Origin of the sequence: Streptomyces corallincola, assembly GCF_019104725.1 — a bacterium.
Taxonomy (GTDB): Bacteria; Actinomycetota; Actinomycetes; order Streptomycetales; family Streptomycetaceae; genus Streptomyces; species Streptomyces corallincola.
On sequence record NZ_JAHRXF010000006.1, the window covers coordinates 171196 to 186701 of the forward strand.

Sequence of the window (15506 nt, forward strand, 5' to 3'; positions counted from 1 at the left end):
TCACGCGTCCGGCCGGTGGGTGGGGGGGCGGCTACGGCCCCGTCGTACGACGGGAGAGCCGACGGCCGCCGGGGTGGGCGTGGTGCGGTGGAGGCGTACCCGGAACCCGAGCGAACGGCACGCCCGCCCCCGTAACCGACGGCCGGGCGGAGAGCGTCCCCGTACCCGGCGCCCGGACGGACGGCGTCCCCGCCCCCGCCGGACGCCGAGGCCGCCGGGTACCGGCACCGCACCGGCAGCACCACCGTCCGCGCCGCCACCCGCACGCCCCTCACCGCCTCCACGACCGCTGCCCCGCCCCGCACCGGACCGCCTAGCGGAGCACTACGCTCCGGATCTCCCACGGCTGAAGCTCCAGCTCGATCCGGCCGGGAGCCGCCGCCACGGACAGCGGGCGCCCGAGCAGATCGACCGTCGCCACCTCGGTGAACGACCCGGTGAGCACCGCCGTGGTCGCGGAGTCGCGCATCGCGGTGAGCCGCACCTCGACCCCGTCCCCGGCCGCCTCGCCGCTGACCCGCCGGACGCAGGACACCTGCACGTCCCGTCCCTCGACCCCAATCCCGGCGGTGTCGGCGGGCAGCGCCTCCCCGGCCCCGCCGGTACCCCGTACGACCAGCACGTCGTTGCGGAACTCCTCGGCCAGCGCGACCGCTTCGGCGCCCTGCCAGCCGGTGGCCGACGGCAGTACGGCGAACCGGTTGCCGACCCGCATTCCCAGGTCCTGCGCGCCGGGCACCGGGATCTCGCTCGCCGCCGGTTCGTCGCGCAGCGGATGGATGTTGACGCTGATCGAGCCGATGGCCCGCAGCAGGGTGATCGCCAACTCGGAGCCGTCACCGACGAGTTCGTACTCGCTGGTGTGGTCCAGCAGCACGGTCGCGGCACCGGCCGACACGAAGGAACCGGCCGGGAACGTCGGCAGCGGGAACTCGCCCCAGCCGCCCTCGGCGGTCAGCCCGCGCTCGGTGACCGCGAACTGCCCTGCGGAGGCGGACCGTTCGACCCGCTCGGGCAGCGGCACATGGAACCGCAGCCGGTGGTCGGCTGACCGGTTCAGGAACGAGGTGGACACCCGCACGAACGGCTCGCCCGCCCGCAGCTCCACCAGCGTCTCCACCGGCGTCGCCACCGTCTCGCCGGAGCGCAGGTCGCGGTCGTCCGGGGAGAGGGCGACCGGCCACGCGTACGTCCGCGTGACCAGGACCCGTGCGCGCAGCGGGCCGCTCTCCAGCACCTCGGCGGTGACCTCGGCGGGCTCCGAGACCAGGGAGTCACGGGCCGGGGGCGCGTAGTTGTAGCTGTCGCCCCGGTCGCCGCCGTCCACCAGCCGCCCGACCCCGCGCAGTACGGTCCCGTCCGCGCCGGTGACGTCCAGGGTGCCGTCGGCCGCGACCGCGACCTCCACCAGACCGTTGGACAGCCGTCCGGACGTGGCGGTCGCCGGTGCGGCCGGGGAAACGGCGGCGGCGTCGTCGCCCGGCGTCACGCGGACGCCGACCAGACCCGACGCGGGCACGTCCACCGAGACCAGCGCGGTCGCGCGGGCCTCCTCCAGCGTCAGCACCCGCCACTCGCCCGGATGCGCGGCAGCCGCCTCGGCCACCTCGCGGCGCAGGATCAGCAGGTCGAACGGGCCGCTGGTCGGCACCTCGGCCAGATGGAAGACCAGCGAACCGGCGGTCAGTTCGTAGTGGTCGATGAGCCGCCCGAAGAGTTCCCGGCGGTGGATGCGCCGCAGTACGCGCTCCAGCTGCGAGGCGTCCATCCGCTCGTCCGCCAGCACGGTCGGCGCGGTCGAGACGAGCTGCACCGGGCGGCCCGTACCCTGCTCGGCGCCGCCCGCCGAGGCGACGAGCGTCCCCCCGGCCGCCGGGGCCGCGACATCCACCTCGACCAGCGCGGTCCGGGGGAAGGGCAGCGGATTGGCGACCAGATACGCGTCGCTCGGCACCCGCGCGGCGGGCTCCGCGAGCGCCGCGTCCCGCACCGCGCGGGCCGCCTGCGCCGCCTCCGCGAGCCGCGCGTCCACCTGGTCGCAGGTCTCGTCGGTGCCCGAACCGACCACCGAGTCATGCGCCGTGGACTCGATGATCTTGTGCCAGGCCAGGGTGAGGAACGGCGTGTCGTCCCGCTCGGACCACAGGGCGTTCATCCGCTCCGCGTGGTCGATGGTCCGCTCGGCCAGCGCCATCCGCTGCTTCAGGCCGAGCCGCACCGACAGCACGCCCGGCAGGATGTTGCCGCGCACATGACTGCGCAGTTCGCCCGTCACCACGGTGGTCGCCGCGTCCCGGACGTGCTTCAGGATGTACTCGTCCAGCGTGGCCATCGTGATGGGCCGCTCCTCGCCGGACGCCCGCCGCAGCCACTCCGCGAGCGCCGGATCGGGCGCGTTGTGGTCGGTGCCCGCCATCGCCAGCACCGGATCGGACCCCCACCGCTCCGCCGTCATCTGCGCGTACTCACCGAGCGCCCGCCGGATCTGGTCCGGGACCAGCAGCACGTCCAGGCCGTTGTCGTAGCCGTCGAACAGGAACTCGGTCCGCACCTCGGAGCCGTCCGGGGCGCGCCAGCGGAACGCGTGCCCGTCCACCGTGCCCGGTACCCCGCGCCAGAGCGCCGCGTGCTCGAACCCGGCGCGCGCCAGGATCTGCGGCATCTGCGCGACGTGGCCGAACATGTCCGGCAGATAGCCGATCGGCATGGAGCCGCCCAGCGCCTCGGCCGCCGTCCAGCCCATCCGCAGATTGCGCACGATGGTCTCGCCCGAGCAGAGGAACTCGTCCAGCAGGATCAGCCACGGACCCACCGCGAGCCGACCCTCGCGGACCAGCGCGGCGACCCGCTCGCGGTTCTCGGGCCGCATCTGGAGGTAGTCCTCGACCGCGGCCATCTGGCCGTCCACGGTGAACCGGAAGTCCGGGTTCGTCTCGGCCGACTCCAGCACGGTGTCCAGGGCGGACACGAGCCGGTGCCGGAACACCTGGAACGGCTCGTACCACTCCCGGTCCCAGTGGAAATGGGGCACGAAGACGGCGGAGTTCTGCATGACGGGGACCTTCTGTGCGGGCGGAGCCGGTGGGGGAGAAGCCGGTGCGAGGGGCGTCGCGCCGGGGCGGGGCGGGGTCACTTCAGCGAACCGGCCGCGAGCCCGGTGCGCCAGAACCGCTGGAGCAGGATGAAGACGACGATCACCGGCACGATCGACACCAGCGACCCGGTGATGACGGACATCTGGAGCAGCGGCGCGCGGGCCGTCTGCCCGTTCCACTCGAATAGGCCCAGTGTGATCGGGAACAGCGACTCCTTCTGCAGCATCACCATCGGCAGGAAGAAGTTGTTCCAGATCGCCACGAACTGGAACAGGAAGATGGTGACCAGCGCCGGAGTCATCAGCTTGAACGCCACCGAGAAGAACGTGCGGAACTCGCCCGCGCCGTCCAGCCGGGCCGACTCCAGCAACTCCTGCGGCACCGACGCGTTGGCGAAGATCCGCGCCAGGTACACCCCGAACGGGCTGACGATGCTCGGCAGGAACACCGCGAGGTAGGTGTTGACCAGCCCGGTCGCCGAGAACAGCAGGAACAGCGGCAACGCCAGCGCGGTCGTCGGTACCAGGACACCGCCGAGGATCACCGAGAACAGGAACTCCCGCCCCCGGAAACGGAACTTGGCGAGCGCGTACCCGCACAGCGCCGAGATCAGCGTGCCCACGGCCGCGCCGAACACCGCGTAGATCACGGTGTTGAACGCCCAGCGGCCGAAGATGCCGTCGCTGCGGGTGAACAGGGTGTGCAGGTTGTCCCACAGGTTGAAGTGGGTGAACACCAGGCCGTTGGTGGAGGCGAGTTCGCCCTGCGGCTTGGTCGCGGCGACGATCAGGAAGTAGATCGGCAGCAGGAAGTAGACGGCCAGCACGAGCATCAGGGCCATGACGGCCGTACGGCTCATACGGCTCTCGCGGTGGAGGGAAGGGTTGCTCACAGCCCGGCCTTCTTCGACGTCAGTCGCATGAACCCGAAGCTCAGGACGAAGGTGATGACGGCGATGACCACTGAAATGGCCGCCGCCTGCTGGTAGTTGTTCCCCGACGCGACCGCGTAGGCGAGCATGTTCGGGGTGAACGTGCTGGAGATGTTCGAGGAGATCTGCCGCAGCACGGCCGGCTCCGCGTACAGCTGGAGCGTGCCGATGATGGAGAACACCGTGGTCAGCACGATCGAGGGCGCGATGATCGGCACCTTGATCCGCCAGGCGATCGCCCAGTTGCTTGCCCCGTCGATCCGGGCGGCCTCGTACAGCTCCTGCGGGATCGACTGGAGCGCCGAGAACATGATCAGCATGTTGTAGCCGGTCCACAGCCAGGTGGACACGTTCGCGGCCGACCACAGCACCGCGCCCGGACCGAGAAAGTCGGGGTGCAGCCCGATGTCCTGGAGCAGGTCCACGACCGGGCTGAGCTGCGGGGAGTACAGATACGACCACATGATGGCCGCGATGACACCGGGCACCGCGTACGGCATGAACGCGGTGATCCGGAAGAACGCCTTGAGCTTCAGCAGCGGGGTGTCCAGCAGCAGCGCGATGATCAGCGCCACGAACAGCATCACCGGCACCTGCACGATGCCGAACAGGCCGATCCGGCCGATGCTGGACCAGAACTCCCCGTTCTGGAAGACCTGTTCGTACTGCTCGAAGCCGCCGAACGTGGTGTACGACGTGCCGTACTGGCCGCCGGTGCGGCGCACGACGAGGAAGCTCTGCCACAGCGCGTAGCCGACCGGGACCAGATAGAACAGCACGAACGGGAGGAAGAACGGGGTCAGGAACGCGGCTATAGTGCCCGGCCGGGGCCCGCCGCCACGGAGGCGGCGGCGGGTCCCGGCGGGCGCCGCCACGGGCAGCGCGCGCGTCGCGGTGTCGGTCATCGGTGCGTCACTTGCCCGCCGTCGCCGGGATCGCCTGGTCCTTCATCGACTTCAGCGCCGACGCCTGCGCGGCGGCGAGCGCGTCGGACAGCGTGCCGCTCCCGGCCGCCGCCTTCGCCATCGCGTCCTGAAGCGACAGGTTGACCGTCTTCTGGGTCGGGCCCCAGGCGAAGTTGGTGTCGATCTTCTTGGAGGAGTCCGCGAACACGTCGAAGATCTTCTCGTTGTTGTAGTACGGCACGCCCTCGGACAGCGCCGGGAGCTTCAGCCCGTCGTTGGCCGCCGGGTACAGGCCGCCGAGCTTGTTCTCCATCGCCAGCGCCTCGGGGTCGGAGGTCAGCCAGGTGTTGAACTTGACCGACTCGTAGAGGTGCTTGCCGCCCTTCATGAACGCGACCGTCGAACCGCCCCAGTCGCCGGAGGAGCCGTTGGAGCCCCAGGTCGGCATCGGTACGATCGACCACTTGCCCGCCTGCTTGGGCAGGTTGTCGCGGAACATGCTGTAACCCCAGGCGGCGCCGACGTAGCTGGCGATCTGGTTCTTCTCGAACGCCGCGTACATCTGCGTCGAGCCGTTGGCCAGGTCGGTGCGGACCAGCTTGTCGGAGATCATCTTCTGCCAGTACTCCGCGACCTGCTTGCTCTGCGCGGAGTCCACGGTGACGTGCCACTTGTCGCCGGAGTAGCTGTACATGTCGGCCTTGTTCTGCCACAGCAGGCCGTTGAACCACTCGGCGTTGTTCGGGTCGAAGAACGTGATGTCCAGGTTCGGGTCCGCCTTGTGCAGCTTCTGCGCGGCGGCCTGGTACTCGTCCCACGTCTTGGGGATGGCGATGCCGTGCTGCTTGAAGATGTCGCTGCGGACGAACAGGGCCATCGGGCCGGTGTCCTGGGGCATGGCGAACACGCCGGTGTCCCCGAAGCTGGCCTGCGACCACGTCCACGGCACGAACTTGGACTTCGCCTCGGTGGCCTCCTTGCAGCCGGAGGCGTCCACGAACGCGTTCTGCGTACGCAGCGAGGGCAGTTCGTCGTAGCCGACCTGCGCCAGGTCGGGGGCCTTGCCCGCCTTCAGCGCGTTGCCGATCAGACCGTACTGGTCGGTGGAGATGTTCTTCGTCTGGACCTGGATGTCCGGGTTCTTCTTGTTCCAGAGGGCGACGACCTTGTCCATGCCCGGCACGGTGTTCCAGTACTGCAGGACCACCTTGCCCTTGGCGGGCTCGCAGGAGCCCTTGGCCGCCTTGTCGGTCGTACCGGGCGACGAGCACCCGGCTACGACGACGATGCTGGCTGCGGCGGCGACCGCCGCGAGACGGGTGCGCGTAACTGTGCTGCTCATAACTTCCGTTCCAGAGAACGACTAGCGGCCGGCGCTAGACGGGTCGGCGTTGACACCTCAGGAGGAATGCCTTCAGTCTTGAAGGCCGTGAACGTTCCCGTGAACGTTCACGGGAGCGCTCACGTGAACGTTCACGGGGGAGCTGGCTGAGAAGTGATTGGGAGTTTGCGCGCCGATATGGGCGAGTGTCAAGGCCCTTGAGTCACGCACGGGTCCGGCAGGTTAAAGGTGTATGACACAAGGTCGTGGCCCTCCGCCGGGCGGGAACGGGTGGGCGGGACCCGCCCGTACGCCCCCGCACCCCCCTCGGCCGCCCCCGCCCACCCGCTCACGGGGGCTCGCACCGCGCCTTCGGGCCGGTGCATACTCGGTCACCCTCGACGCGCCCGCGTCGAGCCGGCACGGAGGTGAAAGATGGCGTCGTCGGGGACCGCACCCCGCCGCGTGACGATCCACGACGTGGCCCGGAGCGCCGGTGTGTCACGCCAGACCGTGTCCCGGGCACTCAACGACAAGGGCGAGATCGACGCCACCACCAAGGAACGCGTCCTCGACGCGGCCCTCGCCCTGGGCTACCGCCCCAGCCGCTTCGCCCGCGGCCTGGTCCGCCAGGACACCATCAGTGTCGGCCTGGTCATCCCCGACCTGCTCAACCCCTTCTTCACCGAGGTCGCCGCGGCCGCCCTCGACGCCGCCCGCACCCGCGGCTGGCACGTCGTCGTCTACGACACCGGCGACCGCCCCGACGAGGAACGCGGCACCCTGGAAATGATCGCCTCCCAAGTGGACGCCGTCGTCGGCTACTTGAGCCGCCCGGAGGAGGAGATCGACAAACTCGCCCGCGGCCTTCCGGTGGTTCTCATCGACCGCGAGCACCGCGCCGAACGCTTCAGCACCATCCGCATCGACGGCGAGGCGGGCGTCCACGCCGCCATACGGCACCTGTACGACGCGGGGCACCGGCACATCGGCATGCTCGACCACGCCGGGCGCTCCGAACCCAGCGTCCGGCACGACTGGTTCGCCGGTGCGATGGCCTCCCACGGCCTCCCCGCCCACGCCGTCAGCCGCGCCGACCAGAGCGTCGAGGGCGGCGAGGCCGCCCTGAAGGACCTGCTCGCCGCCCACCCCGAGGTCACCGCCGTCTTCACCTTCAACGACATCGTCGCCATAGGCGCCCTGCGCGCCGCCCGCCGCCGCGGCCTCCGCGTCCCCGACGACCTCGCCGTCATCGGCTTCGACGGCCTCAGCCTCGGCGCCCTGGTCGAACCCCCACTGACGACGGTCGCCCTGAACACCCGCGAACTGGGCGCCCTCGCCGTGGAACAGACCGCCCGCCTGCTGACCGGCGAGACTCCGCTGAGCACCGGGGAACTGGTGGTACGGGGGGAGCTGAGGGTGCGGGAATCCGCGTAGGCCGTATGCGCGAAGTCCCGTCGTACGCCGGGCAGGCGGGACTCCGCCGACACGCCCGCGTGGTTCAGTGCTGGTCGGCCGGTGTCAGGAATCGGCCGACCGTACCCACGAACGCGCCGGGGTCGTCGAGCCACGGATGATGCCCCGCACCCCGCTGCACCACGAACGTCGCATCCGCGAACAGTTCCGCGTACTCCCGCAGCACCCGGGGCGGAGCCCCCACGTCCACCCCGCCCGCGAGAACGAGCACCGTGCGCGGGAACGTCCCAAGACCCGCGCGGACCGCCTCGGGGGAGAACGCGCCCTCGCCCCCGAACGCGGCCACGACCTCCGGCCTGGTCCCGGCTTCGACCCGCGCCTGAAGCGCCCGCGCCCCGTCGTCCCAACGCCCGTGGGAGAACGGGGTGATGGCCGCCCAGTCCACGCCCTCTTCCCCCGCGACAGCCCGGGACAGCGCGGCGAACGCCTCCGCGAACCAGGGCTCCCCGCTCCGCAGCCGAGCCACCTCCACCCGCTGCTCCGCACGCACCTCAAGGCCGACCGCCCGCACACTCGGAGTGACCAGCACCAGCCTGCCCACCCGCTCCGGATACCGGGCGACGTACTGCGCCGCGACATTCGCACCCGCACAGTGGGCCAGCAGATCCATCCGGGCGAGTCCCAGCTCCACTCGCAACGCCTCGACGTCATCGACAAGCCGGTCGCACCGGCACGAGGCGAGATCCACCGGCATCGCGGAGGCTCCCGTGCCCCGGGGATCGAGGCGGATCAACCGCCGGTGCGCGGACAGCCCGCCGAGATCACCGAGGTACGCCGAATCGGTGGGCCCGCCCGGCAGACAGACGAGGGGCGGACCCTCCCCGGACACGTGGTGGGCCAGTGGGGTCCCGTCGGGCGCGGAGAAGGTCGGCATGGCACGGATGCTCCACCGCCCGGAGCGGGCCGGGCAACCCCATTACCCTCTGCGCACACCTCAGTCGGCGCAGCACGCCCCGCCCTGCCACCCGGCCGTCCACCGTAGGATCACCCGGTGACCCGGACCGCCACCCTCGCAGGCCTCTTCGACGACCTGGCCGACAGCTACGACCACGAACACCACGAGAAGATCGCCGGGGCACTGCTCGCCCAGGCCCGGCCGGGGGCGGCCGACGCCGTGGCGGACGTGGCCTGCGGAGCGGGGGCGGTCGCCCTGCGGCTCGCGGCCGACCGTCCCGAAAGCGCGCCCGCCGTCCTGGCGATCGACGTGTCACCCGGGATGATCGACGCGGGCAGAACCCGAGCAGCGGCCCAACTCCCCGGCCGCACCGACGCGATCGACTGGCAGGTCGGGGACGCCGTGCCCCTCCCCGTCCCCGACGGCTCCCTCGACACGGTGCTCTGCGCGTCCTCCCTGCACTTCCTCGGCACCCGCGCCCTCACCGACTGGCGCCGCGCCCTCCGCCCCGGCGGCCGGATCGGCTTCACCCTCCCCCTGGCCACCCACTTCCGCCCCTCCGACCGCTTCGCGGCACTGCTCGCGGCCGATATCCCCCTACCGAACAGCACGGCCGAGGCGACGAGTTGGGCCACGGCGAACGGCTTCACCGACGTGCTCTCCTGCATCGAGATCCTCGGCACCCGCCGCGTGGTGATGACGACGGCGACCTCACCCGCCCACCACTGATACCGGCTTCCTGCGGCCGTGCCGGGTCCGAAACGATGCCCGGATCAACCGAGTCGGGCCGCAGGGGAAGCGGAGATGTTCGGTTTCGGCCTCCCGTCCGAAGCCGGACGATGGTCTGCCCGGCGCGGGTCAGAGTGGCCTACGCTGCCGAGGTGGCCGTCGGTCGTGAGTTGCCCGCCATTCGGCTGCTGTCAGGCTTCGATGTGAAGCCACGTGTCGCCGGCGCGAAGCCATAGAAGACCGTCGCGACCCTGACCGCAGCCCCTGACCACCCGTCCGGGCACTCGAATCTTGCGCCGCTCGGTCACACCCCAGGTATCACCATCCAACTCGGCTCGCACCACTTCGGTTGACCGCTGGTTGTGAACACGCTTGGTCAGGACCGCTCGATGGTCGCGCACGGCGAACCCGTCCGGGGCATGTACTGGGCTGGGCCAACTGGTCACCTCACCGGTCGACGGGGTGATCTGCGTCAAGAACGTGCCTCCGCGCCGACTGCCGGAATACCAGACCAGCCAGACCCGGTCCCCCTCGGTGGCAGCGGTGCATCCCTCCAAAGGCACGTCAGGAAGGCGACCTCCCGGAGCCCAGGTAGCCCGACCATCGGCACTCCAGCCGGCAAGACCGGCTGCGGACTCGGGATGCTCTCCGTAGATGCCTTCGTCTCCGTAAGCCGTCCAGATCGATCCCCCGGGATCGGTCACCAGAGCAGGGATGTCGTCGCCGATGCAGAAGGTGGCCTCTTGGTCACCGCTTTCGAGCGAGAACACCACGGCGTTCGGGCGCCAAGCTCCCGACTTCTCCTTGGCCGCTCGACCGCCTGCTACGAGAAGTCGGGCCTCCGGCAGAAGAGCGATGTGGCTCGGCCTGACCGGGACGTCCTTGATCGGTCGCCGTTGAAACGAACCGTCAGCCTGGCGAATCACGAGTACCGCATCGAATGGGACCTGCGTGCCCCAGCCCATCCACCCCTTCATGTGACGATTTCGGCGTAGGGACTGCCGATGGACGAGGAGAACAGCCAACTCCCCCGTCGGTCCAACGGTCCACCACAGAGGGCGTCGCCCCGCCCAGAATTCCGCTACGGACGGCTTCCAAACCCTCTGCACGCCGACCTTCGACACCACATCCCCCTGCTTCCTGCCGCAGCACCCGCACGTGAGCGCAGACGAGAGGAGTCTATTGATGCCAGAACCAGGCACCGCGCTGCGTCGTCCGACTGTCCGCGCTGATCTCACGCACGCCATTCCACACAGTGGAATATCCGGACCTGCCGATGCTCACGCCCCAGCCGCCGGATACCAGCGCAGCTCGACCGTGTTCCCGTCCGGGTCCCGTACGTACAGAGAGACCGCGACACCCTGCGCGCCGCAACAAAGCTTCGATCAGAACCCATTCCGCGCCGGTGATGTCGGAGGGACAGCGACGCTGGCGCGTGGTGGCGGCTTACCTCCAGGCCAGAGTGAAGAAGAGGCCCGACCTGAAGCCGGGCGCCCCTGACGGGTGTCAGGCTGAGGCGACGAGATCGATGGTGGATTCGATGGAGTTGAGCTGAGCGATGAGGCGCTTGACCCACTCGTCGCCCGGGTAGGCGGCGGCGTGAGGGGCGACCGTGCCGGTGGTGAACCGGCGGAACTCAGTCAGTTTCTCGGTGAGTACGGCTCGTTCGTATGCCTCCAGTGCGGCGCGTTCGGCGCCGAACTGATAGCAGTCGGCCCTCGTCCAGATTGGCGATGACCAGCCGTCTTCGGCGATGACGTCACGCAGAGCTGCAGGCCCACCGGCCTCGACAGCGAGATCTGCAAACGCCGCAACGAGTTCCAGCGCACGATCAACCGGATCAAGAACTCCCGGGCCGTCGCCACTCGCTACGACAAGAGGGCCCACGTCTTCCACGGCATCGTCACGGTCGCAGCGATCCGCTTATGGCTCCGGCCATGATCCGCCGGACAGGACCTAGCCTGAGCGGCCTCCACGGCCCGGATGCCGCCCGCCCCCGCCCACCCGCTCCAGATAGCTGCCCCGCTCCCTGTCCCACTCCCGCCGCAACGGATCACGCACCAGCCGCACCCCCCGCCCCAGCGGTGTGACCACCCCGAAGTACAGGATCACCAGACCGACTTGACCCACCCGCTCAGTCCATCGGGATCGCCGCACGCCAGTCACCCTCCTCGCGCCACTCCGGCTGGTCCCGCTTGTCGAGGACGAAGTCGCCCAGTACCAGCAGGTCGATGCGGGTCCGCATGAAGCATGCGTAGGCCTCCGCCGGGTCCCGCACGATCGGCTCGCCCCGGACGTTGAAGGACGTGTTCACCAGCACCGGGCACCCCGTGCGCTCCCGGAACGCGGTCAGGAGGGCGCGGAAGCGGGGGTTGCGGTCCGCCGTGACCGTCTGGACCCGAGCCGAACCGTCCACGTGTGTCACCGCGGGGACGGCCGAACGCGGCACCCGCAGCAGGTCCAGGCCGGTCAGCCCGGCCGCCTCCGCGTCCACCTCCCGGCGCCGGGCGGCGGCCACCTGGGCGGTCAGCAGCATGTACGGGCTCTCCTGCCCCAGCTCGAACCAGTCCTTCGCCTCCTCAGCGAGCACCGCCGGGGCGAACGGGCGGAACGACTCACGGAACTTGGTCTTCAGATTGAGCGTGGACTGCGTCTCCGGATCACGAGGATCGGCCAGGATCGACCGGTTGCCCAGCGCGCGCGGCCCGAACTCCATCCGCCCCTGGAACCAGCCCACCACCTTGCCCGCCGCCAGTTCGCCCGCCACCCGCTCCGGCAACTCCCGCTCGGGCAGCCGCACGGCCGGGTAACCGCCCCGCCGCAGGAACTCCTCCACCTCCCCGGCGGAGAACGCGGGCCCCAGCAGCGCCCCCGCCATCGCGTCCGTACCCCGCCGCACATGCGCGCGCGGAGCACCCCGGCGGTGCGACTCCGCCAGTGCCGCGCCGAGCGCGCCGCCCGCGTCCCCGGCCGCCGGTTGCACCCACACCTCCTCGCACCCGCTGTCGGCCGAAACACGCCCATTGGCCACGCAGTTGAGCGCGACCCCGCCCGCCAGACAGAGCCGCCGCTCACCGGTACGTGCCAACACCGTGCGGGACAGGCGTAGTACGACCTCCTCGGTCACCTGCTGTACCGAGGCCGCGAGGTCGAACTCCCGCTCCGTCAGCGGGCCTTCGGGGGTACGGCGCGGGCCGTCGAACAGGTCCTCGAAGGCGCGGCCCGTCATGGTCCGCCCGTACTGGAAGGTGAAGTACCGCAGATCCAGCCGGAACGAACCGTCCGCCTTGACGTCGATCAGCCGCTCCCGGATCAGCCGCGCGTACCGGGGCTTCCCGTACGGCGCGAGACCCATCAGCTTGTACTCGCCCGAGTCCACCTTGAAGCCGCAGAAGTAGGTGAACGCCGAGTACAGCATGCCCAGCGAGTGCGGGAACCGCAGTTCGGCCAGCGGCAGCAGACTGGTGCCCCGGCCGTGCCACAGGGTCGTCGTCGCCCACTCACCGACCCCGTCCACGCACAGCACGGCCGCCGACGGGTACGGGCTCGGGAAGAACGCCGACGCCGCGTGCGACGCGTGATGCCGGTGCGCGACGACCGGCGGCAGCGGACCCCCGCCCGCGACGGCGGACAGCCGCGCCCTCACGTCGTCCAGCGCCCGCCGCTTCCAGCCCGTCCACTGCGGGAACGCCCGCCGGAACACGGGGAAGCCGTGTGGGGCCGTCGCCAGCCAAGTGGCCAGCACCCGGCGGAACTTCAGCGCCGGGTCCTCGTAGAAGGCGACCGCCGCCAGCTCGTCCGGGCGTAGCCCCGCCTCCCGCAGACAGGACGCGACGGCGCGCTCCGGGAACCCCGGATCGTGCCGCTGCCTGCTGAACCGCTCCTCCTGAGCGGCGGCCACCGGCACCCCGTCCACCACCAGGGCGGCGGCGCTGTCGTGGTAGTAGGCGGAGATTCCCAGCACCGGGCCGCCGACGGCTGCCGCCACGTCAGAACAGCGGATAGACGGACGCGTCGTCCTCCGGCTGCGGGCGCAGCGGAGACGACGGCGGGGGAGAGGCGTGGGGACCGTCGCCCCGAGCCGGGTCCGGTACCGCCCCGGCGCGCGGGTCCGATGCCGCCCCGGCACCAGGGTCCGATGCCGCCGCCGCGCGCCGCCCCCGCAGCCACGTGGCGAGGCGACGGGACCCCGGACCCCTCTCCGGGTCGCCCGCCCGCTCCTCGGAACCCTCCGCCCCGCTCACGACAGCTCCAGCCGGTCCGCGAGCTGCCGGGCCACGAGGTCGTATCCCAGGTCGGTGCAGTGCACCCGGTCGATGAACAGCCAGTCCTCCGGTCCCGCGACCTCGCCGAGCGCCACGTTCATGTCCACGAACGGCACGCCCAGTTCGCCGCAGCCGAACGCCAGCCCCTCGGCGTAGGAACGGCCCACCCGCATGGTGGAGATGTCGTTGTGGAAGCGCCGGAAGTTGGACACCTCGTCCAGCTCGTCGAACAACGCCTTCTCGCGCGGCAGCGGTTCCTCCCGCACCCACGGCGCGAGCGGCTGGAGCGCGAAGGTCAGCTTGGCCCCGAGCCCGTCCGCGAACCGCTTCCAGCCGGTCAGGTGACGTAGCGTCAATTCTGTTGCGTGAGACACCCGTTGCTCGGTCGGCGGGATGACGTCCGGGGCGGGGCCGCAGTCGAAGAACGCCCCGTGCCGTCCCTGCTGCTCCTGGGGCAGCCTGCTGAGCACCAGGTTGTTCACCCCCGACAGCAGCACGATCTCCTCCACCTCGGGGAGTTCGTGCTGGAAGAGGGTGAACAGCATCAGCTCCTGCACCGAGTTGTGGCTCTGCCCGGCGAAGTTGACCCAGGGCAGCCGGGGCGCGTACGCGTTCCACAGCCGGGCGCTGATCGTCGCCGCGTCGCCGGTGGCGCCGACCCCGAAGACGGCGGAGCTGCCCGCCAGCACCCGTACGGGACCCTCGGGACGATCGTCCCCGACCGTCGCCCGCTCCCCGCCCGGGCCGGGCGTGACCCGGAAGCCGTGCCGGTCGGTGGAGTGGACGGGCGTCTTCTCACCGCCGTACTGGAAGTAGCCGATGTACGGCTGGTCCTCCAGGACGAACGTGTAGTGCTCCATGTGCGGGGTGAACTCGGCGCGGGCTGACGTCATCGAGAGGGGCTCCCGTCGGGTGCGCGGTGCGTGACTGGGGCTGCGGGGGTGCGCCGGTCAGGGCGCCGGGTTCGGGGGCGGCGGCTCGGGCAGCGAGCCGGGCCGGTCCTCCCGGATCAGGTCGGCGTTGACGGCCATGCCCGCCAGGCCGCCGCTGGCCGCCGCCATCGCCGCCTGGTGCATGTTCCGGCCCAGGTCACCGGCCACGTACAGCCGGGGCACCCGGGTGCGCCCCCGGTCGTCGCTCTGCACGGCCTCCAGGTCGGCCGCGTCCACCCACGGGCGCAGCGGGTCGATCCGGGGCTCCATGTCCAGATGCAGGAACAGCGCGCCGTAGCTCGCGGTGCGCCCGTCCTCGAACACCACCCGCACACCCTCCTGGTTCCCTTCGAGGCGGGCCACCCGGTCCGCGACGACCGGCACCCCGGCCGCCGTGAGCCTGCCCCGCTCGTCCTCGGGCAGCTCTCGGGCGTCGCTGAGATAGGTGAGATCGTCGGACCACACCGTCAGCGTCGAGGCCAGGCACTCGCTGGGCACCGAGCCGCCGTACACGGCGATGGTGCGCTCGCGCACCTCCCAGGCGTGGCAGTACGGGCACTCGAACACCGTCTTTCCCCACAGGTCCGCGATGCCGGGCACCGGCGGCAGGACCGAGCGCACTCCGGCCGCGTAGAGCAGGGTCCGGGCGCGGAAGGTGCCCGACTCCTTGGTGGAGACCACCACGGTGTCGCCCTCGCCGCTCGCGGACACCACCTCGTCGTCGCGGAACGACACGTCGTACTTGGCGAGTTCGGCCCGCGAACGGGCCCGGAAGTCCGCGATGCTCGCACCGTCGTTGGTGAGCACGTTGTGCATCACCCCGGCCGCCATGTTCCGCGCGTCACCGGAGTCGATCAGCAGCACCCGGCGGCGCGAACGCCCCAGGTACAGAGCCGCGTTGAGCCCGGCCGGGCCACCCCCGACGATCACCGTGTCGTAGAGCTGCGTGTCCAATGG

The 15506-nt window shown here is 70.9% G+C and carries 12 protein-coding genes and 2 pseudogenes; 3 read left to right on the top strand and 11 right to left on the bottom strand.

Annotated elements, in window-relative coordinates; translation table 11 throughout:
- Positions 1-313 precede the first annotated feature (313 nt).
- The 4 genes from KUM39_RS07180 to KUM39_RS07195 all read right to left on the bottom strand — a co-directional run bounded on the left by KUM39_RS07180 (position 314) and on the right by KUM39_RS07195 (position 6273).
- On the bottom strand, positions 314-3052 hold the full coding sequence (locus tag KUM39_RS07180; protein WP_217784565.1) for a glycoside hydrolase family 38 N-terminal domain-containing protein: 2739 nt from the start codon (positions 3050-3052) through the stop codon (positions 314-316).
- A 77-nt stretch (positions 3053-3129) separates the two neighbouring features.
- On the bottom strand, positions 3130-3936 hold the full coding sequence (locus KUM39_RS07185) for a carbohydrate ABC transporter permease (protein WP_246619757.1): 807 nt from the start codon (positions 3934-3936) through the stop codon (positions 3130-3132).
- 47 nt (positions 3937-3983) lie between these two features.
- Positions 3984-4931 (bottom strand): carbohydrate ABC transporter permease, encoded by a 948-nt coding sequence (locus KUM39_RS07190; protein ID WP_217784567.1) that lies wholly within the window; start codon positions 4929-4931, stop codon positions 3984-3986.
- A 7-nt stretch (positions 4932-4938) separates the two neighbouring features.
- Positions 4939-6273 carry an ABC transporter substrate-binding protein gene (locus KUM39_RS07195; RefSeq protein WP_217784568.1) on the bottom strand — a complete coding sequence of 445 codons (1335 nt, stop codon included), beginning with the start codon at positions 6271-6273 and terminating at the stop codon, positions 4939-4941.
- A 414-nt stretch (positions 6274-6687) separates the two neighbouring features.
- On the opposite strand from KUM39_RS07195, the gene KUM39_RS07200 reads away from it, so the two are divergent.
- The gene (locus KUM39_RS07200; protein WP_217784569.1) at positions 6688-7689 is read left to right on the top strand and encodes a LacI family DNA-binding transcriptional regulator; all 1002 of its coding nucleotides are present in this window, start codon (positions 6688-6690) and stop codon (positions 7687-7689) included.
- Positions 7690-7753: 64 nt separating this feature from the next.
- On the opposite strand, the gene KUM39_RS07205 is transcribed toward KUM39_RS07200, so the two are convergent.
- Complete coding sequence (locus tag KUM39_RS07205) at positions 7754-8602, bottom strand: alpha/beta fold hydrolase (RefSeq protein WP_217784570.1); 849 nt, start codon at positions 8600-8602, stop codon at positions 7754-7756.
- Between the two features lie 117 nt (positions 8603-8719).
- Here KUM39_RS07205 and KUM39_RS07210 point away from each other — a divergent pair, with 117 nt between their 5' ends.
- Entirely contained in the window at positions 8720-9352 is a 633-nt protein-coding gene (locus KUM39_RS07210; RefSeq protein ID WP_217784571.1) for a class I SAM-dependent methyltransferase, read from the top strand.
- 191 nt (positions 9353-9543) lie between these two features.
- Here the strand turns inward: KUM39_RS07210 and KUM39_RS07215 are convergent, their stop codons facing one another.
- The 3 genes and pseudogenes from KUM39_RS07215 to KUM39_RS07220 all read right to left on the bottom strand — a co-directional run bounded on the left by KUM39_RS07215 (position 9544) and on the right by KUM39_RS07220 (position 11176).
- Positions 9544-10329, bottom strand: a complete 786-nt coding sequence (locus KUM39_RS07215) for a hypothetical protein (protein WP_246619727.1) — start codon at positions 10327-10329, stop codon at positions 9544-9546.
- A gap of 303 nt (positions 10330-10632) precedes the next feature.
- Positions 10633-10722: pseudogene (locus KUM39_RS28105) on the bottom strand (VOC family protein); the annotation flags it as partial.
- 136 nt (positions 10723-10858) lie between these two features.
- A complete protein-coding gene (locus KUM39_RS07220) occupies positions 10859-11176 on the bottom strand; it encodes a RacP protein (RefSeq protein WP_246619759.1) in 318 nt (105 codons plus the stop codon).
- On the opposite strand from KUM39_RS07220, the pseudogene KUM39_RS07225 reads away from it, so the two are divergent.
- Positions 11126-11293, top strand: a pseudogene (locus KUM39_RS07225) (IS5/IS1182 family transposase); the annotation flags it as partial. The gene KUM39_RS07220 and the pseudogene KUM39_RS07225 sit on opposite strands and share 51 nt — an antisense overlap.
- A 193-nt stretch (positions 11294-11486) precedes the next feature.
- Here the strand turns inward: KUM39_RS07225 and KUM39_RS07230 are convergent.
- The 3 genes from KUM39_RS07230 to KUM39_RS07240 form a co-directional block, all read right to left on the bottom strand.
- On the bottom strand, positions 11487-13340 hold the full coding sequence (locus KUM39_RS07230) for a carbamoyltransferase family protein (RefSeq protein WP_217784573.1): 1854 nt from the start codon (positions 13338-13340) through the stop codon (positions 11487-11489).
- Positions 13341-13592: 252 nt separating this feature from the next.
- Positions 13593-14510, bottom strand: coding sequence for an SGNH/GDSL hydrolase family protein (locus KUM39_RS07235; protein WP_217784574.1), 918 nt, complete (start codon positions 14508-14510; stop codon positions 13593-13595).
- A 57-nt stretch (positions 14511-14567) separates the two neighbouring features.
- Entirely contained in the window at positions 14568-15503 is a 936-nt protein-coding gene (locus tag KUM39_RS07240) for an NAD(P)/FAD-dependent oxidoreductase (RefSeq protein WP_217784575.1), read from the bottom strand.
- Positions 15504-15506 lie beyond the last annotated feature (3 nt).

What these genes read in the sequence shown, in the direction of transcription:
- KUM39_RS07180 (WP_217784565.1), bottom strand. Translation starts at nt 3,052, where the DNA reads ATGCAGAACTCCGCCGTCTTCGTGCCCCATTTCCACTGGGACCGGGAG.
- KUM39_RS07185 (WP_246619757.1), bottom strand. Translation starts at nt 3,936, where the DNA reads ATGGCCCTGATGCTCGTGCTGGCCGTCTACTTCCTGCTGCCGATCTAC.
- KUM39_RS07190 (WP_217784567.1), bottom strand. Translation starts at nt 4,931, where the DNA reads ATGACCGACACCGCGACGCGCGCGCTGCCCGTGGCGGCGCCCGCCGGG.
- KUM39_RS07195 (WP_217784568.1), bottom strand. Translation starts at nt 6,273, where the DNA reads ATGAGCAGCACAGTTACGCGCACCCGTCTCGCGGCGGTCGCCGCCGCA.
- KUM39_RS07200 (WP_217784569.1), top strand. Translation starts at nt 6,688, where the DNA reads ATGGCGTCGTCGGGGACCGCACCCCGCCGCGTGACGATCCACGACGTG.
- KUM39_RS07205 (WP_217784570.1), bottom strand. Translation starts at nt 8,602, where the DNA reads ATGCCGACCTTCTCCGCGCCCGACGGGACCCCACTGGCCCACCACGTG.
- KUM39_RS07215 (WP_246619727.1), bottom strand. Translation starts at nt 10,329, where the DNA reads ATGAAGGGGTGGATGGGCTGGGGCACGCAGGTCCCATTCGATGCGGTA.
- KUM39_RS07235 (WP_217784574.1), bottom strand. Translation starts at nt 14,510, where the DNA reads ATGACGTCAGCCCGCGCCGAGTTCACCCCGCACATGGAGCACTACACG.